Here is a 23,168-nt window from a genome sequence, read left to right as displayed (position 1 = left end):
CTAAGCGGAATAGTCCGCGATCGCGAAGATATAAACCCCATGGAGGGTCAAGGCTCCCAACCAGCCCAGGGTGACCCAAACGGCCCAAGGATCACTCGCCCGGTTCAGGGTTTCAAAAAACCACAGACCCGAGTTACTGGCGGCAAAAATCGCCACGTGGGTCGCAAAGGTCATCCGATCGTCAAGTTTGCGATATTCAGGATCGGCGCGATCGGGTTCACGGGGCCAACGGGGAGGCATAGGACAGTTACCGGGTTGCGATTTGGGACGGAAAACCGGTTCTCATTCTGCCATGGTCTGCCGGGGCGATCGCGGTTGGGGTGAATCAACGGTCGGCTGTAACTGGTTCAGGGGGCGATCGCGATTGGGTTGAGGCTATGGTGGGTGGCAAGGCGATCCAGTGCGGGGGAAATGGGCCATGCGTGGACTCTGGTTGGGCGGGTTGGTGTGGCTGTTGGGCGCAATCCTCGCGATCGCCCTGCCCCAGCCGGTTCGATCGGCACAACCCGCCCAGTCGCCTACGGATTTGCCCTCCAAACCAGCGGCCGATCGGCTGTTGCAACAGGGAATTCAACAATACCGAACCGGTCAGTTTCGGGCGGCCCTTCAGTCCTGGGAAGCCGCCCTTCGGATTTATCGCGCCCTTCGGTCTCAGAGCGGGGAAGCAGCGGCCCTCGGTAATTTGGGCAATGCCTATAATGCTTTGGGTCAATACCAGCTCGCCATTGAGTATCACGAGCAGTCCTTAGCGCTCGATCGCCAACGGGGCAATCTCCAGGGAGTCGCCCAGTCGATCCATAACCTGGGCAATGCTTATCAATCCCTCGGAGATCATCAACGCGCCATTACCTATTACGAACAAGCCCTGGCGATCGAGCGTCAATTGGGCGATCAATCGGGTCTGGCCGATTCCCTCGGCAGTTTGGGTAATGCCTACAACCGTTTGGGACAATACCAACGCGCCATTACCTATTATGAACAAGCCCTAGAAATTGACCGTGCGATCGGCAATCAACGAGGCATTTCTGCTTCTTTAGGGAATTTGGGATTAGCCTACCAATCCTTGGGAGACTATCAACGCGCCCTTGACTATCATGAACAATCTTTGACCCTCGATCGCCAATTGGGTGATCGCCAGGGAGAAGCGATTACCCTTGGTAATCTTGGCGCTATTTACAATTTACTGGGTCAATATCAGCGATCGATCAATTATCAAGAACAAGCCCTGGCAATTAAGCGCGAAATTGGCGATCGCAATGGAGAAGCTATTTCCCTGAGTAATCTTGGTCAGATCTACAATTCCCTCGGTCAGCCGCAACGAGCAATTGACTATCAGGAACAATCTTTGGCGATCAAGCGCGAAATTGGTAATCGCAGCGGAGAAGCCATTTCTCTAAATCATTTAGGCAATGTTTATAACAATTTGGGTCAGCATCAGCAAGCGATTAATTATTACGAGCAAGCCTTAGCCATTCAGCGGGCGATCGGCGATCGAGAAGGTGAAGCCGTGGTTTTGAGCAGCTTGGGCAACAGTTACCATGACCTTGGGCAATATCAACGCGCCATTACCTATCACGAACAATCCCTAGCGATTAAACGAAAAATTGGCAACCAAGCAGGAGCCGCTTACTCCCTGACTGTCCTCGGAATGGCTTACCAAGCTCTTAATCAATATCAGCGTGCCATTGAATATTACGAACAGTCCTTGGCGATCGCCCGCTCCATTGGCGATCGCGAGGTGGCAGCCATGACATTCAGCAACCTTGGTCTTGCCAATTTCTATACCAATCGATTGGCAGAATCCGCCAAAGCGTTGCAGTCCAGCTTAGATCTTTTGGAAGCAATTCAAGCTGATTTGGGCCAGAACGATCGCGATCGCACCTCGCTGCTGGAAACCCAACAAAATGTTTATCAAGCTTTGCAACGAACTTTGATCGCCATGAATCAAACGGCTGAAGGGGTTGTCGTTGCCGATCGCGGTCGGGCCCGATCGCTGCTGTCTTTTTTGCAATCCAATTCCACATCCCAAAATTCATCCCTGACGGCTGCTGAAATGCAGTCGATCGCCCAACAGCAAAAGGGCACAATTATTCACTATTCCGCCGTTTGGGGAGAGCTATATATTTGGGTGATTCCGCCTCAGGGGGCGATCGCCTTTCGGAAAGTTCCCTTACCCGAATCCGCAAAAGGTCTGGGTCAAACGGCGGAAGCTTTGCGAAACAGTGCGGTTACCCTGCGGTTAATCAGTATGCGGGGCAATGATCAAGGACTGAGTGATCTTGCTAATCAATTACGAGGAACGGGCAACGAACGGATTACTGAAAATCCCACAGATTTACGACAAGGCTATGACCTGTTGATCAAGCCGATCGCTGATTTATTACCCACAGAAACGGGCAGCAAATTGATCATCATTCCCCACCGTGAATTGGCGGTGGTTCCCTTTGCGGCCCTGCGGGATGAGTCGGGCAAATTTTTGATCGATCGCCACACTCTGGCCTTTGCGCCTTCGGTGTCGGTGTTGGCGGAAGCGGCCCGCCGTCCCCAAACCAGCAACGGCCCGGCGCTGATTGTGGGCAATCCTGACCCAATGCCGGACAATTTGAACCCGTTGCAGGGCGCAGAGGCGGAGGCCCGGGCGATCGCCCAAACCCTGAATGCCACGCCTTTAATTGGGGCCCAAGCCACCGAATCGCAGGTGAAAGAACGGATCGATCGCGCGGGTCTGCTGCATTTTGCGACCCATGGGGTTGTGCCCAGGACGGTCGATGGCGGGTTGGAAAGTTGGTTGGCCCTGGTTCCCGGCGGCAATGAGGACGGGCGATTGACGATCGCGGAAATTTTCGATCGCAATTTGCAAGCGCGGCTGGCGGTGCTGAGTGCTTGCGACACGGGCCGAGGAACCGTCAGCGGTGAAGGGGTGATCGGTTTGGCACGGGCGTTTCTCAAGGCCGGCGTGCCGACGGTGGTGGCGAGTCTCTGGAAAGTGCCGGACGAACCCACGGCGCTGATGATGCAAGCGTTCTATGCAGAGCGAGCAGCGGGCAGTGATCCGGCGGTGGCGTTGCGATCGGCCATGTTGCAGGTGCGGGAGCAATATCCCGGGCCCCAAAATTGGGCGGCCTTCGTGGCGATCGGAGATACGAACTAACCCTGAATCATTGCCACAGCATCAGTCATAACGGTGGAGGCATGATCGTTGGAATTGGCTCGCGATCGAATCGTCGATAAACCAAAAAATCGCTATCCAGCGTCAACACAACGCCCGTTGGGAATTTTTCCGAGAGTCGTACCAAGCAGGCATCAGCCACGGACATCGGAACTGAGCTATACCGCTGCATCAGTTCCAGCAATCGATCTTTTTCTTGGGTTGAATCCAGTTTGATTTGAATAAAACCTCGTTCGAGAAGATTTAGCAAAGAAGTTCGACCATGGGGCATTCGTTTGAGTAAGAACCAGCTTTCTGAAATGACTGATTCGCAGGTCAGAAATGGGGGTTTGAGCTGTAATGTAGTTGCCTTTGCCCAAGGATAGAACTGATCGCCTCGGTTAATTAGGGCTACGAGTGGGCCTGAATCCAACAAAATTAGAGCATTATCAACCACATCACTATTGACCATAGCCATCTAGATAGTCCGGATTAGTTGAAAGATCACTTGGCCCATCCACAACACCCAACCAAGGAGCAGCTTGCTCAAAAAATGATTGAGCAGCGATGGATTCGGAATGAGAGGTAATTACAACATCAGATGACTCCAAAACTCCCACAGCTTCTGGAGATTGCTGCTTGGACGATTGCGCCCGTATCACACGCAAAGTACGTCTGGATGCTCCCTTGATCTCTACGTTCTTCGGCAAGCCTCGACGTTGCCTGATCACAGTGCCTATGCGTACAGATGGCTCCGTCATCCGTGCGCTGTTGTGCGATCGCCTGCCCAACGATCGCACCAGTTGCCAGATCAACATCAGCCGATCGCGCCAGGACAGTTGTTCGGCTTGCTCACTTAAAGATTTCCATGTCACCATGATCGATCGCCCCCGTCGGAGCTGGTGAAACTGCTGATTGCATTATGGATCGATCGCCCCGCCGTCCAATCGGCCGTATGATGATTGGCTTGGGGTGTTTTCGCCACAGTTAGCTGATCGCGCTCGCAACCCGAAACCCGAGCCAGATCGATCGCGCGACCCTCACTCGCCCCAGCCCTTTCAACCCCCACGCAACAAGCAAGGAAACTGACATCGTGACTCGCACGAACCTGGATTTTTTGGCCGAATCCGATCCCCTCGTGGCCGAAATTATCGGTCTCGAGTTACAGCGCCAGCGCGACCACCTGGAACTGATTGCCAGCGAAAACTTCACCTCGGCGGCGGTGATGGCGGCCCAAGGCTCGGTGCTGACCAATAAATATGCAGAAGGCCTGCCTGCCAAGCGCTACTACGGCGGCTGTGAATTCGTCGATCAGGTGGAGCAACTGGCGATTGATCGCGTGAAGGAACTGTTCGGCGCGGCTTGGGCCAACGTGCAACCCCACTCGGGCGCGCAAGCCAACTTCGCCGTGTTCCTGACCCTGCTGCAACCGGGCGACACGATCATGGGCATGGACTTGTCCCATGGTGGCCACTTGACCCACGGTTCGCCCGTGAACGTGTCCGGCAAGTGGTTCAACGTGGTGCAGTACGGCGTGAGTCCCGAGACCGAGCAACTGGACTTTGACCTGATCCGCAAGCTGGCGATCGAACACAAGCCCAAGCTGCTCATCTGTGGCTATTCCGCCTATCCTCGGACGATCGACTTTGCCCAATTCCGGGCGATCGCCGATGAAGTGGGCGCATACCTGATGGCGGACATCGCCCACATCGCCGGGTTGGTGGCCGCCGGGCTGCATCCCAACCCCCTGCCCTACTGCGACGTGGTGACCACCACCACCCACAAAACCCTGCGCGGCCCTCGCGGTGGTTTGATTCTGTGCCGCGATGAGGAGTTGGGCAAGAAGTTTGATAAGTCGGTGTTTCCCGGCAGTCAAGGCGGCCCCCTGGAGCATGTGATTGCCGCTAAGGCTGTGGCCTTTGGGGAAGCCCTGCGCCCGGATTTCAAAACCTACGCCGCCCAAGTGATTGAAAACGCCAAGGCTATGGGTGCTCAGTTGCAGGCGCGCGGCCTGAAGCTGGTGTCTGGCGGCACGGATAACCACTTGGTGCTGGTGGATCTGCGCTCGATCGAAATGACCGGCAAGGAAGCCGATCGCCTGTTGGGTGAAATCAACATCACCGCCAACAAGAACACCGTGCCCTTTGATCCGCAATCGCCCTTCGTCACCAGCGGTATTCGGTTGGGTTCGCCGGCCATGACCACGCGCGGCATGGGTGCGGCGGAATTCACGGAAATCGGTGACATCATCGCCGAGCGGCTGATTAACGCGGCCGATGCGTCGGTGGAAGAAGCCTGCCGCGATCGGGTGGCGGCCCTGTGCGATCGCTTCCCGCTCTATCCCCACCTGCGGGTGGCGCTGCCAGCCCTGGCGTAGAAGCTGTCGGGCAGCACTTGCCAAACACCCGCAGTTGCGGGGGGGGGCAAAGGGTTTGAGACTCTTGTCTTCGTTAATTGGTTGAGCAAGTCGCGCATCAATCTTAGTTTTTTTGAAAGGGGCAAGGCCAAAAGCCTGCCCTTTTTCTTGGGAATTTTTGGGGTTTGATTGAATATTTTTAAATCCATAGATTCTAAAGATTCTAACTTTTTAAGCTTTTAGTTCTTGGCTTTTCCTTAACAGCTTGGCAACTGCTAAAAATCTTCTAAAAGATTGAGAAATTCAAGATCTCAAAATGAGTTGATTTTGGATTTTTTGAAAAAGACAATTTAGAGAATTAAGGTTTCTTAAGGGCAAAAGATCCCAAAAGTTAATCAAAATCCAGTTTTCACTTAACCCTGTCTTTACTGAAGAAACCTAGCGTAAATAGCGTTTATGGCTCTTTGCGGAAGCCGACATGGTGGATGTTGGTTTCTTGGCAAATGGGTCTCGTGCGTCGCTGAATTTATGAGCTTGGCTAGGTTTGCATTGGCCTCAGTTTGCATGGCTGTTCTGAATCCCGTCGCGATCGGGCCTTGGAACTTTGGGAGCGGACTGACTTTGATTGATCAGCCGGCCCTGGCCAACCCCCCCAATCTAACTCTCGAATTGCCGATTTATACCCTGACCGAACAGCGCGATTTAGTGGCCCAAGCCGAACGAATGGCCCAAGCGGCGATCGCGCGGGAATTTCAGCAAAAACCGGCCCTTTCGATGGTTCAGGTTGTGGTGTTGGGCAATCGCCATGGAAATTTAGTGCCCATTTTGACGGTGAGTGTTACCCGATCGCAGTGGCAACAAAACCCAAGGGTCAACGCCTGGACGCAATATTATGCGTCCGGTCGCTTGCTGCAACGGCCGGATCCTCAGCCAGTGGAGCCGCCTGATTCTGTGGTGGCGGCGCAACCGGCTAACCCAACGCAGTCGGGGCAACCGGAAACGGGCCCTCGGGGTGTGGGTGGTCGCGGCGCAACCATTGATCAGGCTTGGGATACGGGTCAAATGACGCGATCGCAAGCTCAGGACTATCTCAGCGACCTCGATTAGGACAGCGGCGAAGACAGCGGCCTCAGCCCCTTCATCAGCCTGTTTCCACCACTTGCATCGCCAGGACTAGGAGAAGACCCGTGATTCACGACAACGGCATCAGCAATCGATCGAACAACCGCCCCTTTGAAGACATTTTGCGCGCCCGCTTGTCCCGCCGAAACCTCTTGGCCCGCAGCGCCATGTTGGGAGCCAGCGGCTTTTTGGCGGCCCTGGCTGGCGACAAACTGCTGGCCCAAGGAGCCGCAGCGGCCACGGGAGCTAACCCCGAAGCCGGTCTGGCCGGTGGGGAATTGTTGGCCCAAGCGCGGAAATTGGTGGACTTCCCGATCGTCCCTGCTGCGGCAGGCTCGGGCCCGGTGCCGGCCATCTCCTCCGCCTATGAGTACGACATTCTGATTCCTTGGGGCAGTCCCTTGCAGGGCCCCGGCCAAGGCCCCAACTACAATGGGGATCCCAACCGTCGTCCCAGCTCGGCCGAACAGGCCCAGCAAATCGGCATTGGCCACGATGGGATGTGGTATTTCCCGTTGGATCAAGGCAATGACAACGGGATGTTGGCCATTAACCACGAGTACGGAACCAACAGCCACGTCATTGGCAAAAACTTGCCCACCAGCCTGGAAGATGTGCGGGTTTCACAGCACGCCCACGGAGTTTCGGTGGTGGAAATTCGGCGGGTACGGGGAGCCAAGTGGCAAGCAGTGCCCAGCCCCCGATCGCGCCGGATCCACGTGAACACCCCCGTCACCTTCAGCGGCCCCGCTGCCAACAGCCCCCTGCTGCGCACCGCTGCCGGTAACCCGCCCTTGGGAACCCTGAACAACTGCGCCAACGGCAAAACCCCTTGGGGCACTTACCTGACTTGCGAAGAAAACTTCAACGGCTACTTTGGCGACAGCACCTACAACGCCCAAACCAAAACGGGCACTTGGAAAACGACCAACGCCCAAAAGCGCTACGGCTTCGCGGCGGCTGGCTTTGGCTATGGCTGGGAACTGTTTGACAAGCGTTTTGACCTGGCCAGCGCTGAACATGCCAATGAAGAAAACCGCTTCGGTTGGGTAGTGGAAATTGACCCCATGAACCCCAACCAAACCCCTGTCAAGCGCACCGCTTTGGGTCGGATTAAGCATGAAGGGGCTGAAGTGGTGGAAGGTCGCGGCGGCCGGATTGTCGTCTACATGGGCGACGATGAGCGCTTTGACTACATCTACAAGTTCGTTTCGGCGGACAACTGGCGATCGATGCGGGCCCGTGGGGTCAGCCCCTTGGACGAAGGCAAGCTCTATGTGGCCAAGTTCAATGACAACGGCACGGGCAGTTGGCTGGAGCTAAACATCAGCAACCCGGCCCTGCGCGGCAAATTCAGCGATCAGGCGGAAGTGTTGACCTATGCCCGGTTGGCGGCGGATGCCCTGGGGGCAACGCCGATGGATCGCCCCGAGTGGATCACGGCAGCGGCGAATGGGCGGGTTTATTGCACCCTGACCAACAACACCCAGCGCAAAGACACGCAGGTGAATGCGGCGAACCCCTTGGGCCCCAACCCCGATGGCCACATCATCAGTTGGCGCGACAGTGATGATTACACGGGCACTAGCTTCACTTGGGATATTTTCATCCTGGCGAAGGATACCCACGGCAACGGCGACGAGCGCACGTTCAGCAGCCCCGATGGTCTGTGGGCGGATCCCGATGGCCGTCTGTTCATTGAGACCGATGGTACTCAGAAGAAGGGCCTGAATGATCAGTTGCTGGTGGCTAACCTGGAAACGGGTGATATTCGCCGCCTGCTGACGGGGGTTACGGACTGTGAGGTGACGGGCATTACGGTTACGCCCGATCGCCGCACGATGTTTGTGAATCTGCAGCACCCTGGGGATGGGAACCCGGCGAAGACCAATTTCCCAGCGCCCCAAGGTAGTGGTCGGATTCCCCGCGATTGCACGCTGGTGATTCGCAAGAAGGACGGCGGCATCATTGGTTCGTAGGCTGGTGAATTCGTCAGTTTCTAGGTTCCAATTGGATTCTTAGGTGTAGGGGGCGATCGATTCCCGATTGCCCCCTGTCATTGCAATCCGCCACGAGACGCTCAAGACCATAAAACAAGCTGTTGATGAACCCTCACAGCGCGATCGCCTGGTAATTTCCGGTGCGATCGCGCTGTTGTTATGCTGGGCGATGGCGCTTGTTTTTGAGGTTGGTTCATGGCCGATCCCGCATCTTTTGGTGTTTCTCAGGTTGTTCCTCAAGTTTGTCTCGATCGCTTCAATGAGGCAGCCCGGTTGGCCGGCGAAGGAGACATTGCCAGCGCCCTTGCCCAATATGAAGCGGTGTTTGCAGACCTGGGCAACCAACCTTCAGGGGTGGTGACCGGACCATTTTTGGCGCTGGTGGAACTGCGCAAGGCCTATTGCCTAATGAGCCTGCGGAACTATGCAGCGGCTCAGGCAATTTTCCAATCACTCGATCGGGGCATGGCCGGGCAGTTGGAAACGGCGGAAATTTTTGATTTCTATCTGGCCTATGGCAATACGTTGGGGCATTTGTCTTTGCTGGAGGAAGCGATCGATCGCTTTGCCCATGCCATGAACGTGGCCACGGAATATTTACGGGATGCCGAGCGATTTCGCACGGTTTGGTATTGGGTTTTGTATTGGGAAAAATATCACGGCGCTTGGGAGGCGCTGGATGAGCATTGCGCCGATGTGAATGGTTTTGGGCTAGAAAACCAGGATCCGCAATTGCAAATTATGGCGCTGGAGTTTCGGTGTTATGCCGATCGGGCGTTGGGACGATTGGCGGCGGCCCGGCAAGGGGCGGAGGGAATTTTGGCTTGGAAACAGCAAACTCAGGCGGATCCTGCTGAAATTGCCCAATGGGAAGCGTTTTTAGCGTCGCTGGTTCAACCCGATTAACAACTGTTGATTAACCCCTCTGTTGGTGTTGTCCGTTAATGTTGCTTCCCGTTGGTGCGGTGGTTGCTCGGTTTCCCCTCTTGGAGTCGTTGCAAATATTCCCAACCCCGCTGGGGCCAGACCCGATCGCGCCCGGTGCGTTCGGCAATCCATTGGGCCACCTTGGGCCCCGACCAAGGGCCCCCGTCGGGAGCCGGTTGATCCAGCAATTGCGCTAATTCCTGTTGTTGCTCCGTGGTCAGGAGCGATCGAGCCGATCGATGGCGTTGGCTGGGTCGCCGGTCGATCGCATTGGGGCCCAGTTGGTTATAGCGACGAACCAACTCCTTGGCATAGTCATAGCTCAAGTCCACCACTCGGGCCGCTTGGGTAATGGTCCAGCCTTGGGCAATTAAATAGAGCAGGTGCCATCGGCGGGCCTCGGTGGCTTCCTTGGCTTGACGGTAGCGATCGCGCAGGCGATCGAGGCTGAGATGGGGGTTCAGCGTGACGCGCGGCGGCATAGGAACGACCTGGGATCGTCAATCAAGCGATCAAAAAACAGCAAATCAGGGGGCCAAGCGATTGACCTGAGCCAGCACAACCACCCTGGGCTTGCGGTGTCTAGCCAAGGCCCGGCGGTCGTATCCCCACTTTGCTCTTCTGGCTGGCAGGGTCGAATCCGGACGCTTTTGATTCACCCGACCCGATCGCCCCGATCGACGCACCCTAGGGGGCCAATCGCTGCCAAGCCAACCGGGCCGCTCCAGCCATGCCTGCCTGATTGCCCAATTCCGCCACCACAATTTGCAATCCTTCCCGGGAGGAGGGCAGCACCCGCCGGTTCACTTCCGCTTCCATGGCCGGGAAAAACCACTGGGACCCGGCGCTGATGCCACCGCCAATTACCAAAGCTTCGGGTGTGAAAATGTAGATTAGGCTGGCTAATCCGGCTCCCAAGTCTCGGCCGTAGGCGGCCCAAAAGGCGATCGCCTCCAGATCGCCCGCCGCGGCCTTGGCCGCCACCTGGTGAGGTTCCAGACCCGTGCGCCGTCGCACCGCTTGCACGGAGGTGTATTGCTCCAATGATCCTTGATTGCCGCTGTTGCAAGGGGGCCCATCGGGATTGAGGGTAATCAGACCCAATTCCCCGGCGGCTCCGGTGCGGCCCGTGAACAGTTCGCCCCCCAAAATGACGGCTCCGCCTACGCCCGTGCCCAGGGTCAACACCAGCAGGTCTTGGAATTGGCGACCGGCCCCTAACCAGGCTTCTCCTAAGCCAGCACAGTTGGCATCGTTGGCCAAAATGGTCGATCGGCCCGTGGCCGCTTCCATCCAATCGGCTAAGGGCACATCGCGCCAGCCTTCCAGGTTGATGGCGACTCGGGCAATCCGGCCGGCCGCGTCGGCGGGGCCCGGCGTGCCAATCCCGATCGCGATCGCTCCTCGATCGGGGTCGAGTTGCTGAATGGCGGCGGCGATCGCCTCCGTAACTGCTGTGGGTGTGGCCGGCTGGGGAGTATCAATCACCAACGAAGCCAAGCAATCACCCGTGGCCGTATATCGTCCCAACTTGATGGCCGTGCCGCCCAAATCTACCCCGATTACCGTTGCCAAACCCATGACTCTGTACCAAAACTCCGCCGCGCTATTTTGGCATCTCGGTTAGCGGCGCGATCGGGTCAAAAGCCTGGGCAACGGTCAGCAACCCCAAAAAGGGCAGCAATCAGCCATCTCAATGCAAGATTAGTCTAGTAATCTTGCATTCAAGAACGCTAAATTGGGGGTCGAAACCCCATTACGTGACCCAAACCCTTCGATGGCGACTCCAACCGCTTCTAGACCCCAAAATCGTCGCCAAAATCGTTGGCCATTGGCCGGCATTTTGGGGATGCTCACGGCCCTCGGGTTGGGAACCAAGCGCTATCACGGCCCCTTGGAAAATTGGGTGCAACATCACCTGGGCGATGTGTTGGTGATGATTTTTCTGATTGGGGTGGCCCGTTGGTTGTGGCCCCGGCGATCGGCTGGGGTGCTGAGTGCTTGGGTGATGGCGATCGCGATCGGGATTGAACTACTGCAACTGTGGCATCCACCGATGTTGCAAGCGATTCGCGCCACCTTCCTAGGGCAAATTATTTTTGGCAGCTACTTCGACTGGTGGGATTTTGTCCACTACGGCCTTGGGGCCTTGCTGGGCTACGGAGGGTTGCGGTGGCTCGATCGCTGGGGCCAGGAACAACCCCAAGTGGCCCCGCCCGATCGCCCCTCGATCGATCAGTGACGAGTAACGACGCTAGCGGCGCGATCGCAGCCGGCTTTGCTGCCATTGTTGCAATCGTTCAATCCATTGCCCCCCATCTTCCTTGGCCTGGTTCAGGAGATGAACGATCGCCGCTTCCACGATCGTTTCCTTATAGGGGGCGTTGCTTTTGCCCAGGGCCAATTGCAGTTCCAAATGGAAGCGATCGAGTTCGTCCAGCACCGACTCCCGCACTTGAAAAGTAGCCCGGCGCAAACTGGCCGCTTGGCCCTTGGGTGCGGGCGGCAGCGAATCCGTCTCGGATTCCGTGGGTTGCAGATATTGCGCTAACAACTGGTCGCCGGCCGTGGGTTCTGGAGACATGGTGGATTGCAGAATTGGGGATTTGAACCGAGAAGTGGATAGGGAAAATCAGGGGAATTGATCAGATTAATCAGTCGATCGGTTGATTGGTCTATTCGTTAATCAGTCGATCGGTTGCAGCATCCATCGAGGAGATGAATCGAGGAGATGAGTAGCAGCGATCGATCAGGTTGGATTGGTGGGTGAGGGACGATCGACCAAAACCGCTGCGATCGCCTCATAACCCTGCAACACAACTGATCGGCGTTGGCGAGCAAGTCCCGATCGCAACAATTTTCCATCGACCGTGAGCTTGGGGAAACAAGCCGATCGAGGAATGGGCGGAAATAGGGCGATCGCGCCTCGGCTGGCCAGGGCCCAATCTTGCAATCCCGCCAACACCTGATCACACCAAGGGGCCCGTCGTTCGCTCATGGTGGGCAACACCCCCACAACCCGCAAATTGGGATTGAGCTGCGATCGCACACTGGCCACCGTTTCCATCAGAGCCAACAAACTGCGCAAGGCCAAGGGTTGGCATTGTACCGGAATCAACAACCCATCCGCCGCCGCTAACGCACTCAGCGTCCAAAACCCCAATCCCGGCGGACAGTCCAGCAACACCAGAGGGCTTTGGGTTTGGGCGGGAGAGGTTGCCAAAAATGGTTTGGGTTTTTGCTCATCAAGCTTGCCCAGCAGTGGCCAAGATTGCGCCAAGGCCTGACGCAGCCGCAACAACCCTTCGGGCGATCGAGCCAAGGCCACCGCCGCCGACTCCAAATCCAAACCACCCGGCAACAGCCATCCCCGATCGCCCGCCGCCACCAGTCGATCGCCGATCGCCCCCTGTTCTTGCAACGTTGTCGCGATCGAGGGTGAATCCGTTGCTCCCAACAGGGCCGTTAGGTGCGATTGGGGATCCAAGTCCACCATCACCACAGGCGATTCCACAGGCGATCGAGCCGCCAACAGTTCCGCCAAACAAAGCACCGTTGTGGTTTTGCCCACGCCCCCTTTGGGATTCACGATCGCGATCGTTGTGCTTGCCACCGGTTTTGCCCACATCCCAGACCACAGGCGAATTCTACCGCTTCACTCGCCATCTTGCTCGCTGGTCAACCATCCAGCCACTCAAGAATAAAAGAATTTGAATTAATGAATTCACAACGTCTCAAGAATTTCAAAACATAAATTAACAAGAATATAAACATTCAAATTGTCAACTTGTTAAAAACTCAAAAATGATTTTGAGAATGCTTTCGAGTAAATCCATCAAAACAGACCCGTCAGAACCAGTCCCCAAGCAGTCCCATACCCCCCAACGGAGACTGACCTCGCCGCCAGTTAGCTCCAAGGCACTTCAGAAACTAGAAGTTGCGATACAAAATTGCGGTCTATGCCATCTCAAATCCAGCCCTTGAATCGCCAATGCCCCAAGTACAAGCAGATAAGGTGTTTAGGGTCTGTCATAACGAGGGGCTTAAGCCCCTTGTCTCCCCCGATCTGCCAACGGTGGAATCAGGGTTTCAGGTAATTTGACGACAGGCCCTAAACCCCTTGTCCCTCGTTTAATACCGAATTTCTCAGCGCTTCCCCTCCTCAAAAGAAGCGGCTTAACGTCGCCAAATACCTTGAACCTGTGACCACCAAGCTTGGGGCCGATCGCTCGATCGCACCTGCCAGCTCAACATCGATCGAATCAGGGGCCAACCGCCCGATCGCAACGCCGCCGCCACATGCAACCCCAAACACAACACCATCACCACCCAAGCCGCCAAATGTACGGAATACCAAACATGGTGAAATTCCCCGGCCGGCAGCCATTCCTCCTTAATTTGCCGACCGGAAACCACCGCCAGCCCCGCCGCCAACAACATCAACGTATTCGCCAGGCGATGGAGCGATCGCTTGGCTTGGCCCGCCTGTTGATTGCCCAGTTGTCGCAGCGCCGCGATCGAAAGCAACCGATGAGCACCCAAATAAAAGCTGTATAGCGCCAGCGGCAACAACATCACCAGGAAAAACAGACCGAATGTGCCGTGCAGACCTTCAATGTCCGCGATCGGGGGCAACGGCAACCGTCCCCACCGGCCATCGTAAGTGTTGTAGGTCAGGGCCGCCGTCACGATCGCCCCAATCCCCAAGATGGCACTGATGCCATGCAAAAACCGCAATAACGAAGGTTGATAGGGCTGAGCCTTGGCCATGAATTTTCCTCTCAAGTCATCCTGACTGACTAAAAAAGATCGTCGTAAAAGACCATCTCATCGGTTGAATATAGTTTAAAGAGTTTAAGGAATTCCAGAAAAAATAAGTTGCGGCATGGGCTGCCCAATACTAAAAAATTATCATCCACTGAAAATCAAGATCAAGGGTCAAAAGAAAACCTGGCGAGTATTTTGGGGTGCTCGCAACCCTCCAAGGGATTACAGGAGATTGGGTTCAAGATTTTGCATTGAGATTCAAATTCAATTCATTTTCTATTCACTATTATTTCATTTTTCAAAATAAATTCATTATTACTGATCTTGAGGGTTACCACATTACGGTAGTAATAGATCAAATACAGATCAAACCACATCACAATCAATTGAAATGCCCTACCAGCAAATATACTAAGCCAATTCTCCTATTAGAATACAGAGATATCATTAGTCCAAGGAAAGCCCTAAAGCGTGATTATCTTGCTTAAAATCTTCTTCTGATTAATCCAACTTTGATTAATCCACTCAATTTAATTTGAATTAGAAAAAATGAATCAAAAATGAATCGAAAATAAAACAACAAAGATGAATTGAATATGAAACAAAGAAATCAAAAAATTATCTATAATGACACTGTTTCAGAAATGAGATAAAAACTTCTAGTTTTATGCTTGATAGATTGTTCCCGATAGAAAATCAAGCATTTTTATAAACATCCCTGATTTCCAACTCAACTCAATTCCCCAACAACCGCCATGGACATTTTAACAGCAGCTTCTTTAGGGCTAGGACTATCAGCAGATGCCTTCGCGGTCTCTGTTTCCAGCGGCTTATCCATGAAGTATGCTCGCTGGCACAAAGCCATCAAAATTGCTCTGTTTTTTGGTGGGTTTCAAATGTTGATGCCGATCTTGGGTTGGGGTCTGAGCCTGACCTGGCGATCGACCATTGAAGCCTACGATCAGTGGATTGCCTTCTTGTTGTTGGTGGCGATCGGGGCCAAGACCATTCGCGAAGCCCTGGGTAATGATGACGACAACCCCAGCGAGCAAGCCTGCAACCCCGCTGACACCAGAATGCTCACGGGCCTCGCGATCGCCACGAGCATTGATGCTCTGGCGGCGGGTGTGGGGCTGACGGTGGTAAACACGCCCATCTTGCAAGTGGCCGGCGTGATTGGCCTCATCACCTTTGCAGTCTGCTTGGCGGGGGTCTTTTTAGGGAAGTCCTTTGGCTGCCGACTCTACTCCCACGTGGGCAAGGTGGAGATTGTGGGCGGTGTGATTCTGATTTTGCTTGGCTTCAAAATGTTACTAACTGCGGGGTGATTCGGCAAAGTGGCCATCATTATGTCAATAATTGAAATGGTATAGCAGGTATCAAGAACCTGTAGTTTGGGGAAGCTAATCTCGATTAGCTCCCCTCTTTTTATTTCAGAAAGAAGCTTTTCCTTCCTAAATAAACCCTGTTTCGTCAAATTTGGGTTCTAGCTGCCCAAATTGGCTATTACGAAAGCTTCACAGTTGCCTAACAGTTCTATGGCCGTTTAGGGTGACGTTCGCAGCTAGGCCTAAACTCTGGCCCACAACAGGATTGCGGCGGAGGGAACCTGGCTTGGCGGGATGCAAATGGGTGCAAAAAAGAAGCGATCGCCTATCAGAGACGATCGCACGGGGGCAAGGGTAATTATTGCAACCTATTCAAACACAACCAATACGGACAAGACCTGTCTCAATCAGACTGGCACAAGTCCCTAGACACGGAGGGGGCCTAACTGGTTTTGGCCGACGGGTCGATCGGGCCCGCATCCAGATCAGCTCCCGGATTGGGCGCGGAAGCGGTCATTCCATCCGCAATCGGGGCCGGGTCGCCGCCATCCCGATCGCGGGGAGCATGGGCATGGTGCGTGCCCTGGCCGTTACTGTCGGACTTTAGTGATTTGGTTGTGGTGGTTGTGGGGTCTGGGTTTCGGGGCTGGGACTGTTGGGCCAGGGTGTCGCGCTCCGCATTGTCGCGCTCCTCTGCCCGATCGCGCGCCCCATTGTCCTCCATTTCCAAAGGCACAATTGGAGCAGGTGGATCGGTTTGACCCATCAGGCCAATTTGGGCCGCATTAAAGGCAATTGCCACGCGCCGCCGAAATTCTCGGGCCGCGCCCCACTGTTGCAAGGGAGTGGTGCGAATCCAAACCCGCACCATGGAACCACTGGCGGAAAACTCATCAATCCCCAGCACTTGGGGACGATCGAGCAAAATTTCTGACCACTGCGGATCCGCCGCCAAATCATCACTGAGCTGATTCAAAATCGCCAGGGCTTGATCTAAGTCGGCTCCATAGGCGATCGGGATTCGCAAATCCGCTTGGGAATAGTGGTTGGACAGGTTGGCCACCGTGCGGATTTCGCTGTTGGGAATCACAATCAGCCGCTGTTCTGCATCCCGCAGTTTCGTGACCCGCAGGGTGAGCGCCTCCACCCGCCCGGTCAGGTTGCCCACCGCGATCGCGTCGCCCACGGAAAATTGATCCTCCGCCAAAATCAAAAACCCGTTAATCGCATCCTTAATCAGGTTTTGGGAAGCCAGCGACAGGGCCACCCCAATTAACCCCGCCCCGGCAATCAGTGGCCCCACATCTACGCCAATGCCAGCCAGGCCAACGATCGCCCCCAAAATGACCAGCAACACGGTCAGGAAACTTTTGAGGATGCTGGATAGGGTGAGGACACGCTGTTGCAAACGGGGGCGAGTGCGGGGAGCAATTTGGGTTCCGGCCGTGAGGATCGCCGTTGCCCGATCGACAGCGATGTAACTCAACAAAATTGCAATGTAGGTGACCAGGGTGGCCAAACCCAGCTTGAGGTAGGCCTCAAGGGCATCAAAGATTCGGGCCTGGAGCCAGCGGGTGACGGGGAAGTTACCCAACACCCACAAACTGGCGGTGGCCCATACGGAAGGCTGGGCAATTTGAATCAGAATCCGCCCGATCGCCAGCCAATGGTCTCGGCGCTGGCGTTGCAACCAAGCGGCCAGGGGAAAACTGTCGTTGGGTTTCGGGTCAACGGGCGGGGTGCTGTGGCTAAGTCGATCGAGCCGTTGCAGACCCCAACCCAACATCAGATGGGCCCCCAAGGCTACTAACCAAATGGCCAAGCTCGATCGCACCTGTTGCCCCAAGGCCGCCGGTTGTCGATCGGCCCGGGCCTGTTGCAAAGATTCCTCAATGGCCGTTTTCACGGAAGTGGCATAGATTCGGGGCTGGGTGAGCTGGGTTCCCGCATCCAGGGCCGTCACCGTCATGATGTAGCGACCATTGACCAAAATTCGAGGCGCATCAACCAAGGCCGTAGCAGGCAAGGCCGTAGCAGGCAAGGGCGCAGCGGGGGCCGCAGGAGCAGCAACGGCGGGAGCCGACCCCGAGCCGGGAACCGCCGCATTGGAATTGGGAGCCGCAGCGGGGGCAGACGCGCTGAGTTCGATCGTGACCGCCAACGATCCCTTAGGGTCGCTGAGGAAGCGATCGCCCGCTCCCTGTAGCTGGGTGGTGATGGTGGCAGTCCGCCGAGCCAACTCCTTGGGGGGAGCCGCAATCTGGAACACCGGCCGCCCATCAAATTCAATCCATGCGGCTTGGGGGCGATCGGCCTCAGCTCCCACCCAAGGAGCAGCCCAAGGCTGGATGAAGCTATTGGCCCAGTTGGCTTCCAGGGGTGAGCCGGCCGCCGCAGGAGCCTGAGCATTCAGGGGACTGCTGGCCCCCAACCAGAGGATCAGCCCCAGGACGATCGCCCCCAATGGCCAGCGTCGTCCTGCCGATCGCCCCGAGCGACGTTGGATGATGGTTCGGATTGCTCGCTGGATTGCTCTCTGGATCACGTTGGGGATTCCGATCAAGGTCGGCAATTGGAATGGACTTCAATAAATTAATCAATAATTAATATTGATCGAGGCATTGATCGAAATATTGATCGAAATCATGTTGATCGAAGTGAATCGAAATCTCGATCAGACGCTTCACTTGCTCAACTGATCGCAAGCCCGCCCGATCGCCAGTAGAGCTTCATCCATCGGGCCCTGGCCCGTCACCCACTGGGGCAACTCACTCGATCGCACCCAAGCCCATTCGGAATATTCATCCTCGCTGAGTTGCACCTGGGCCGCCTGGGTTGCCGTCAGCCTCACGGCAAAGGTCAGATTCACGCTGTGTAACCCTTCCTCGGCCGGGGGTTGCGATCGCTCCGCAAACTCCGTGGAATAGGCCCCAATCCACTGCAACTGGCTGGGCAAAATTTCTAGGCCAGCCTCCTCCTTTGCCTTGCGGATGGCGGTGCGCTGGGGACTTTCGCCGGGAAACATTCGCCCACCCACCAACCACCAACCCACCCGGGGCGGCCGTCGTCGAAAGCCCAAAAGCCGTCGATCGCCCTCGCAGAACAACAAATCTACACAGGTAATCACCAAAGCGCTCAGGGCCTGGCCATAGGTGATCGCATCCAAATAAGGCCGGGGCGATCGCGTCCCCCGAGGTTCCGGATTCCGTTCCGAGTAATGCGCTGGTTCCATTCGTTGGTTGCTGTCCTGAATCGGCTGTCTTGAACTGGCTGTTTTGAACTGGCTATCACTGGCTATTTTGAATTACCGACCCCGGGCGATCGGGTGTGGATTCGCCCCAACCACCCAAAACTTCGTCACTCCATGGCCGCGATCGCCAACCCGCCGTTTAGAATGAGTTAACAAAGTTTTACACCACCCCTATCCTCCTCCATGCTCGCTTTGATTCCCGAGCTGATTACGCTCGAAACTATCGAAGCGCTCGCGCAAGAATATGGCTACTGGGCCGTATTCCTGGGAATTGCCCTGGAAAACGCCGGTATCCCCCTGCCGGGCGAAACCATCACCCTTGTGGGCGGTTTTTTGGCGGGCAGTGGCGAATTGAGCTATGGCGGCGTTCTGGGAACGGCCATCGGCGGCGCAATTTTGGGCGACAACCTGGGCTACTGGCTGGGCCGCTGGGGCGGTTGGTCGCTGTTGGTGCGGCTGGGCAAACTCTTCCGGATTGGTGAAGAGAAGCTGGAAGGCGCTCGCGAGCAATTTAGCAACAACGCCGGTAAGGCCGTGTTTTGGGGCCGGTTCGTGGCCCTGCTGCGGATTTTTGCGGGCCCCATGGCGGGCTTGGTGGAAATGCCCTATGGCAAATTTTTGGCCTATAACGCAGCCGGGGCCGCCGTTTGGGCCGGAGTCACGGTCACAGCGGCCTACTTCTGCGGGCGGCTGGTGTCCTTGGAAACCCTGATGAGCTGGGCTAGTCAGTTCACTTGGGTGGCGCTGCTAGCGATCGGGCTGGTGGTGGCCGTGTCCCTGTGGCTCGAAAACCGCAAATCCACACCATTGGGCTAGGACAGCAGGGGGCGATCGTGCGGGTATTCGTGACCGGTGCAACGGGATTTACCGGGTCTCATTTGGTGCGGGCCCTGGTGAAACGGGGCGATCGGGTGGTGGCCCTGGTGCGGCCCCGGGCGGATCGATCGCGCCTGGCCGGCCTGCCCATTGAAATCATTGAAGGCGATCTTCAGCAGCCCGCTGCCCTGGCCCAAGGGATGGCCGAAGCGGACTGGGTGTTTCACACAGCCGCCTATGTGGAATTGGGCCTGGTGGACAGCGAAAAAATGTGGCAAACCAACGTGGAAGGAACCCGCCAAGTGCTGGCGGCAGCCCAGGCCGCTGGGGTGAAGCGGTTGGTTTATTGCAGCACGATCGGGGTGTTTGGCCACACCTTTGGTCAAGTGGTGGACGAAACATTCCAGCGGGTGCAGGCTCAGTTTGATTCCGCCTACGACCACACCAAATATGAAGCCCAAGTGCTGGTCGATCGCGCGGCCCAAAACGGTCTGGACACCATCAGCGTCATGCCTTCCGGCATTTTTGGTGGCGATGATCCACACTTTGGCCCCGTCCTGCGCCAATTTTTGCGAGGGAAACTGCCCTTTTGGGTCGGGGGCGATCGCCCCACCGGGATTGTGCATGTGGATGACCTGGTGGCGGGCATGATCTTGGCGGCCGAACGGGGCACACCGGGCGGCTGGTATATCCTCTCGGCTGGAGAATGCCCCACGCGGGAAATGTTTCGGATGGTGGGCGAGACGGCTGAAATCCCTCCCCCCAAGGAAGTGCCCGCCTGGTTGGTGCGAATTTTGGGGGCAATTCTCGACCCGATCGGGCGGTTATTTCGTTGGCAACCACCCCTCAGCCGCGAGCGTGTTCGCTACATCTACGATCGCTGTGTACGAGTGGATGCCACCAAAGCCCGTCAAGAGCTGGGCTGGCAACCCCGATCGCTGGCCCAAACCCTCCGGGACGTGGTGGCCGAAATGGTTGAATAGGAAAAGCCTGGAGATTAGATTCCAACATTTCGCCTGGGTTGCATCCCAATTTCAACCGGCTTTCGTAACCCCAAAACAGCAAAATCGATTTCAAACCATCCAGACCCATGAGCGACTCGGCAACCGCAGCCCCCGAAAATCCGTTCACGGCCCAAGTGAGCGATCGAATCTGTAAACACATGAACGATGACCACGCCGACGCGGTGTTGGTCTATGCCCAATATTTCGGCCAGATCACGACGGCCACCAGCGCCCGAATGCGGTCGATCGACGCGGCTGGCATGGACTTAGCCGTGGAAGTGGACGGCCATCTCCAGCCCCTGCGCATCGAATTCAAAGCACCTTTGGCCGATGCAAAGGCCGCCCATCATGTTTTGGTAGACATGATTAAAGAGGCGCAACAGGCCAGCGATCGCTAATCTAGCAATGGCCCCGACCATCAGCCGCTAGCGCCGTCCACAAGGACTCAACGCCAAAATTAGCCACTAAAACCGAGATTTGTGGCGCAAAATACCCGATGGGGCCAATTTTTTGCAGCAAAGCCATTCATCGACAGGATTGAGCCACTGAGCTATCCCTAGCCTCTCAATCCTGTACGATCGGGTCTGGCTGGGTTGGCCAGTCCCTGCTCCGTGGTTTTGAGGAGGCATGGTTTTGAGGAGACTTGGTGTGCAACCGTCAAAGGGGCCAATGGGGGGGATGCGCGATCGCTACGTCGTCACGGCGGCCCAAATGCAAGCGATCGAGTCTCGGGTGTTTGCGGCGGGAATGCCCGTCGCAGCCTTGATGGAAAAAGTGGCCGGACTCATTACCCAGCGAGTCATGGCTTGGCGATCGATCGCCCAAGGGCCGCGGGTGGGAATTTTGGCCGGCCCCGGCCACAACGGCGGTGATGCCCTGGTGGTGGCCCGGGAGCTACACCTGCGCGGCTATCAAGTTGCCGTTTACCTCCCCTTTGAGCAGCGCAAGGAACTGACCGATCGCCATGCCCAATACGCCGCCAGCCTGGGTATTGAGGTCAGCCCTGATCTAGCCCCCGTTTTGGCGGCCGATTGGCTGGTGGATGGGTTGTTTGGCTTTGGTTTGGAACGGCCGATCGAGGGATCCTTGGCCGAGGCGATCGATCGGGTGAACAACAGCGACAAACCGATCGTGAGCATTGATCTCCCCTCCGGCCTCCACACCGACAGCGGCGCAGTCCTGGGCAAAGCAATTCGATCGACCCTCACCCTCTGTTTGGGCCTTTGGAAACGGGGCCTTCTGCTCGATCGGGCCCTGGATTGGGTCGGCCAAGCGGAACTGATTGATTTTGACCTGCCCCTAGCCGACATTCAAGCCATCCTGGGCCCAGACCCCCAACTGAACCGAATCACCGCCCACCTCGCCCAATTACCCCTCAACCGATCGCCCGCCACCCACAAATATGAGCAAGGTCACTTGCTAGTGGTGGCGGGTTCCGCTGTTTATATGGGGGCCGCGTTCCTGGCCGCCTTGGGGGCCCGATCGAGCGGCGTGGGCATGTTAACCGTCGCCGTGCCCGCCAGTCTGAAGCCCTGGTTGGTGGCCCAAATTCCCGAAGCCCTCGTGGTGGCCTGTCCCGAAACGGATATGGGCAAAATTGCCCGCGTTGATTTGGATCTTGCTCGTTACGACGCGATCGCCTGTGGTTGCGGCCTCACCCGAGAAGCCACCCCGATTGTCCAAGCGGTTTGGGAGAGCGATCGGCCCCTCGTGCTGGATGCAGATGGGTTAAACGCCCTGGCCCAACTGGGCTGGCGCGATCGCCAAGGCCCCGTTGTCCTCACCCCCCACTGGGGAGAATTTCAGCGGCTGTTTCCCAACTTGGTCGCCCAAACCAGCGATCGACTGGAACTAGCCCAGCGGGCGGCCCAGCAAACTGGGGCGATCGTCCTGTTGAAAGGGGCCCGCACCGTGGTGGCCGAACCCGGCGGCCAGAGCTGGATAGTACCCGAAAGCACTCCCGGCCTGGCTCGGGGCGGGAGTGGTGATGTTTTGGCTGGGTTGCTGGGGGGATTGGTGGCTCAAGCCCGCCCCACCACCCTCACCGATTGGGGCTATTGGGCCGCCACGGCCGCCTGGTGGCACGCCCAAGCGGGCATTCAAGCCGTTCAGGATCGATCGATTTTGGGAGTGAATGGAGCCAGCCTGGCCGATGGTCTGCTCACCGTTGCTCGTCAGCAGGCCATTTTGAATCACACGATCTAATCGCACGATTGAACCATGCAATCTAATCACACGATTCACACGATCAATGATTAATAACGATCATTGATGACGATTAATCGCCCCATGATTGATCAATGAATCATCAAATCATCGAATTCATGACCCAATCAATAGACCTCTTGCACGAATCAAATTGGATGTGTTGCCTGGTAGTTGAGCAACCCGGCCAGCAGATGAAGCCTCAAGCCAAAACGGCGACGACGATTGCGATAGCGTCCTGAGAA

General features: G+C 56.3%; 21 protein-coding genes. 12 read left to right on the top strand and 9 right to left on the bottom strand.

Annotated elements, in window-relative coordinates:
* Complete coding sequence (locus H6G52_RS06470) at positions 1-240, bottom strand: 2TM domain-containing protein (protein WP_099534230.1); 240 nt, start codon at positions 238-240, stop codon at positions 1-3.
* 178 nt (positions 241-418) lie between these two features.
* Between H6G52_RS06470 and H6G52_RS06465 the strand changes: the two genes are divergently transcribed.
* Positions 419-3,151 carry a CHAT domain-containing tetratricopeptide repeat protein gene (locus tag H6G52_RS06465; protein ID WP_190527219.1) on the top strand — a complete coding sequence of 911 codons (2,733 nt, stop codon included), beginning with the start codon at positions 419-421 and terminating at the stop codon, positions 3,149-3,151.
* Between the two features lie 458 nt (positions 3,152-3,609).
* Here the strand turns inward: H6G52_RS06465 and H6G52_RS06460 are convergent, their stop codons facing one another.
* Positions 3,610-3,858, bottom strand: coding sequence for a hypothetical protein (locus H6G52_RS06460; protein ID WP_190527217.1), 249 nt, complete (start codon positions 3,856-3,858; stop codon positions 3,610-3,612).
* A 22-nt stretch (positions 3,859-3,880) separates the two neighbouring features.
* Between H6G52_RS06460 and H6G52_RS06455 the strand changes: the two genes are divergently transcribed.
* The 5 genes from H6G52_RS06455 to H6G52_RS06435 all read left to right on the top strand — a co-directional run bounded on the left by H6G52_RS06455 (position 3,881) and on the right by H6G52_RS06435 (position 9,532).
* Positions 3,881-4,054 (top strand): hypothetical protein, encoded by a 174-nt coding sequence (locus H6G52_RS06455; RefSeq protein WP_190527215.1) that lies wholly within the window; start codon positions 3,881-3,883, stop codon positions 4,052-4,054.
* A 187-nt stretch (positions 4,055-4,241) separates the two neighbouring features.
* Positions 4,242-5,525 (top strand): serine hydroxymethyltransferase, encoded by a 1,284-nt coding sequence (gene glyA, locus H6G52_RS06450; protein WP_190527213.1) that lies wholly within the window; start codon positions 4,242-4,244, stop codon positions 5,523-5,525.
* 543 nt (positions 5,526-6,068) lie between these two features.
* On the top strand, positions 6,069-6,611 hold the full coding sequence (locus tag H6G52_RS06445; RefSeq protein WP_190527211.1) for a hypothetical protein: 543 nt from the start codon (positions 6,069-6,071) through the stop codon (positions 6,609-6,611).
* 80 nt (positions 6,612-6,691) lie between these two features.
* Complete coding sequence (locus H6G52_RS06440; RefSeq protein WP_190527209.1) at positions 6,692-8,605, top strand: alkaline phosphatase PhoX; 1,914 nt, start codon at positions 6,692-6,694, stop codon at positions 8,603-8,605.
* Positions 8,606-8,821: 216 nt separating this feature from the next.
* Entirely contained in the window at positions 8,822-9,532 is a 711-nt protein-coding gene (locus H6G52_RS06435) for a hypothetical protein (RefSeq protein WP_190355422.1), read from the top strand.
* A 35-nt stretch (positions 9,533-9,567) separates the two neighbouring features.
* On the opposite strand, the gene H6G52_RS06430 is transcribed toward H6G52_RS06435, so the two are convergent.
* A complete protein-coding gene (locus tag H6G52_RS06430; protein ID WP_099534218.1) occupies positions 9,568-10,035 on the bottom strand; it encodes a helix-turn-helix domain-containing protein in 468 nt (155 codons plus the stop codon).
* Between the two features lie 205 nt (positions 10,036-10,240).
* Positions 10,241-11,134, bottom strand: a complete 894-nt coding sequence (locus H6G52_RS06425) for an ROK family protein (protein ID WP_190527208.1) — start codon at positions 11,132-11,134, stop codon at positions 10,241-10,243.
* Positions 11,135-11,330: 196 nt separating this feature from the next.
* On the opposite strand from H6G52_RS06425, the gene H6G52_RS06420 reads away from it, so the two are divergent.
* Entirely contained in the window at positions 11,331-11,795 is a 465-nt protein-coding gene (locus H6G52_RS06420) for a DUF2809 domain-containing protein (RefSeq protein ID WP_190527206.1), read from the top strand.
* 12 nt (positions 11,796-11,807) lie between these two features.
* On the opposite strand, the gene H6G52_RS06415 is transcribed toward H6G52_RS06420, so the two are convergent.
* From H6G52_RS06415 to H6G52_RS06405, 3 genes are all read right to left on the bottom strand, one after another.
* Positions 11,808-12,137, bottom strand: coding sequence for a hypothetical protein (locus tag H6G52_RS06415; protein WP_099534215.1), 330 nt, complete (start codon positions 12,135-12,137; stop codon positions 11,808-11,810).
* 165 nt (positions 12,138-12,302) lie between these two features.
* Positions 12,303-13,166, bottom strand: a complete 864-nt coding sequence (locus H6G52_RS06410) for a ParA family protein (protein WP_190527204.1) — start codon at positions 13,164-13,166, stop codon at positions 12,303-12,305.
* Positions 13,167-13,729: 563 nt separating this feature from the next.
* Positions 13,730-14,323, bottom strand: a complete 594-nt coding sequence (locus tag H6G52_RS06405) for a cytochrome b/b6 domain-containing protein (RefSeq protein WP_190527202.1) — start codon at positions 14,321-14,323, stop codon at positions 13,730-13,732.
* 752 nt (positions 14,324-15,075) lie between these two features.
* Here H6G52_RS06405 and H6G52_RS06400 point away from each other — a divergent pair.
* Positions 15,076-15,648: a manganese efflux pump MntP family protein gene (locus tag H6G52_RS06400; RefSeq protein ID WP_099534212.1), complete on the top strand. Its 573-nt coding sequence runs from the start codon at positions 15,076-15,078 to the stop codon at positions 15,646-15,648.
* A 442-nt stretch (positions 15,649-16,090) separates the two neighbouring features.
* On the opposite strand, the gene H6G52_RS19035 is transcribed toward H6G52_RS06400, so the two are convergent.
* Complete coding sequence (locus H6G52_RS19035; protein WP_190527200.1) at positions 16,091-18,193, bottom strand: mechanosensitive ion channel family protein; 2,103 nt, start codon at positions 18,191-18,193, stop codon at positions 16,091-16,093.
* Between the two features lie 138 nt (positions 18,194-18,331).
* Positions 18,332-18,880: an NUDIX domain-containing protein gene (locus tag H6G52_RS06390; protein ID WP_190527198.1), complete on the bottom strand. Its 549-nt coding sequence runs from the start codon at positions 18,878-18,880 to the stop codon at positions 18,332-18,334.
* Positions 18,881-19,081: 201 nt separating this feature from the next.
* On the opposite strand from H6G52_RS06390, the gene H6G52_RS06385 reads away from it, so the two are divergent.
* The 4 genes from H6G52_RS06385 to H6G52_RS06370 all read left to right on the top strand — a co-directional run bounded on the left by H6G52_RS06385 (position 19,082) and on the right by H6G52_RS06370 (position 22,923).
* Positions 19,082-19,714, top strand: a complete 633-nt coding sequence (locus H6G52_RS06385; protein WP_190355983.1) for a DedA family protein — start codon at positions 19,082-19,084, stop codon at positions 19,712-19,714.
* 17 nt (positions 19,715-19,731) lie between these two features.
* Positions 19,732-20,697 (top strand): NAD-dependent epimerase/dehydratase family protein, encoded by a 966-nt coding sequence (locus tag H6G52_RS06380; RefSeq protein ID WP_190355991.1) that lies wholly within the window; start codon positions 19,732-19,734, stop codon positions 20,695-20,697.
* Between the two features lie 107 nt (positions 20,698-20,804).
* On the top strand, positions 20,805-21,116 hold the full coding sequence (locus H6G52_RS06375) for a DUF2470 domain-containing protein (RefSeq protein ID WP_190355982.1): 312 nt from the start codon (positions 20,805-20,807) through the stop codon (positions 21,114-21,116).
* Positions 21,117-21,387: 271 nt separating this feature from the next.
* Positions 21,388-22,923: an NAD(P)H-hydrate dehydratase gene (locus H6G52_RS06370; protein WP_190527429.1), complete on the top strand. Its 1,536-nt coding sequence runs from the start codon at positions 21,388-21,390 to the stop codon at positions 22,921-22,923.
* Positions 22,924-23,168 lie beyond the last annotated feature (245 nt).

This window comes from Limnothrix sp. FACHB-881 (assembly GCF_014698135.1).
Taxonomy (GTDB): domain Bacteria; phylum Cyanobacteriota; class Cyanobacteriia; order CACIAM-69d; family CACIAM-69d; genus CACIAM-69d.
This window is presented reverse-complemented; position numbering and strand designations above follow the sequence as displayed.

Coding starts and splice junctions, on each gene's coding strand:
- H6G52_RS06465 (WP_190527219.1), top strand. CDS start 419: ATGCGTGGACTCTGGTTGGGCGGGTTGGTGTGGCTGTTGGGCGCAATC.
- H6G52_RS06415 (WP_099534215.1), bottom strand. CDS start 12,137: ATGTCTCCAGAACCCACGGCCGGCGACCAGTTGTTAGCGCAATATCTG.
- H6G52_RS06370 (WP_190527429.1), top strand. CDS start 21,388: ATGGGGGGGATGCGCGATCGCTACGTCGTCACGGCGGCCCAAATGCAA.
- H6G52_RS06420 (WP_190527206.1), top strand. CDS start 11,331: ATGGCGACTCCAACCGCTTCTAGACCCCAAAATCGTCGCCAAAATCGT.
- H6G52_RS06435 (WP_190355422.1), top strand. CDS start 8,822: ATGGCCGATCCCGCATCTTTTGGTGTTTCTCAGGTTGTTCCTCAAGTT.
- H6G52_RS06375 (WP_190355982.1), top strand. CDS start 20,805: ATGAGCGACTCGGCAACCGCAGCCCCCGAAAATCCGTTCACGGCCCAA.
- H6G52_RS06430 (WP_099534218.1), bottom strand. CDS start 10,035: ATGCCGCCGCGCGTCACGCTGAACCCCCATCTCAGCCTCGATCGCCTG.
- H6G52_RS06425 (WP_190527208.1), bottom strand. CDS start 11,134: ATGGGTTTGGCAACGGTAATCGGGGTAGATTTGGGCGGCACGGCCATC.
- H6G52_RS06400 (WP_099534212.1), top strand. CDS start 15,076: ATGGACATTTTAACAGCAGCTTCTTTAGGGCTAGGACTATCAGCAGAT.
- H6G52_RS06385 (WP_190355983.1), top strand. CDS start 19,082: ATGCTCGCTTTGATTCCCGAGCTGATTACGCTCGAAACTATCGAAGCG.
- H6G52_RS06470 (WP_099534230.1), bottom strand. CDS start 240: ATGCCTCCCCGTTGGCCCCGTGAACCCGATCGCGCCGATCCTGAATAT.
- H6G52_RS06390 (WP_190527198.1), bottom strand. CDS start 18,880: ATGGAACCAGCGCATTACTCGGAACGGAATCCGGAACCTCGGGGGACG.
- H6G52_RS06405 (WP_190527202.1), bottom strand. CDS start 14,323: ATGGCCAAGGCTCAGCCCTATCAACCTTCGTTATTGCGGTTTTTGCAT.
- H6G52_RS06445 (WP_190527211.1), top strand. CDS start 6,069: ATGGCTGTTCTGAATCCCGTCGCGATCGGGCCTTGGAACTTTGGGAGC.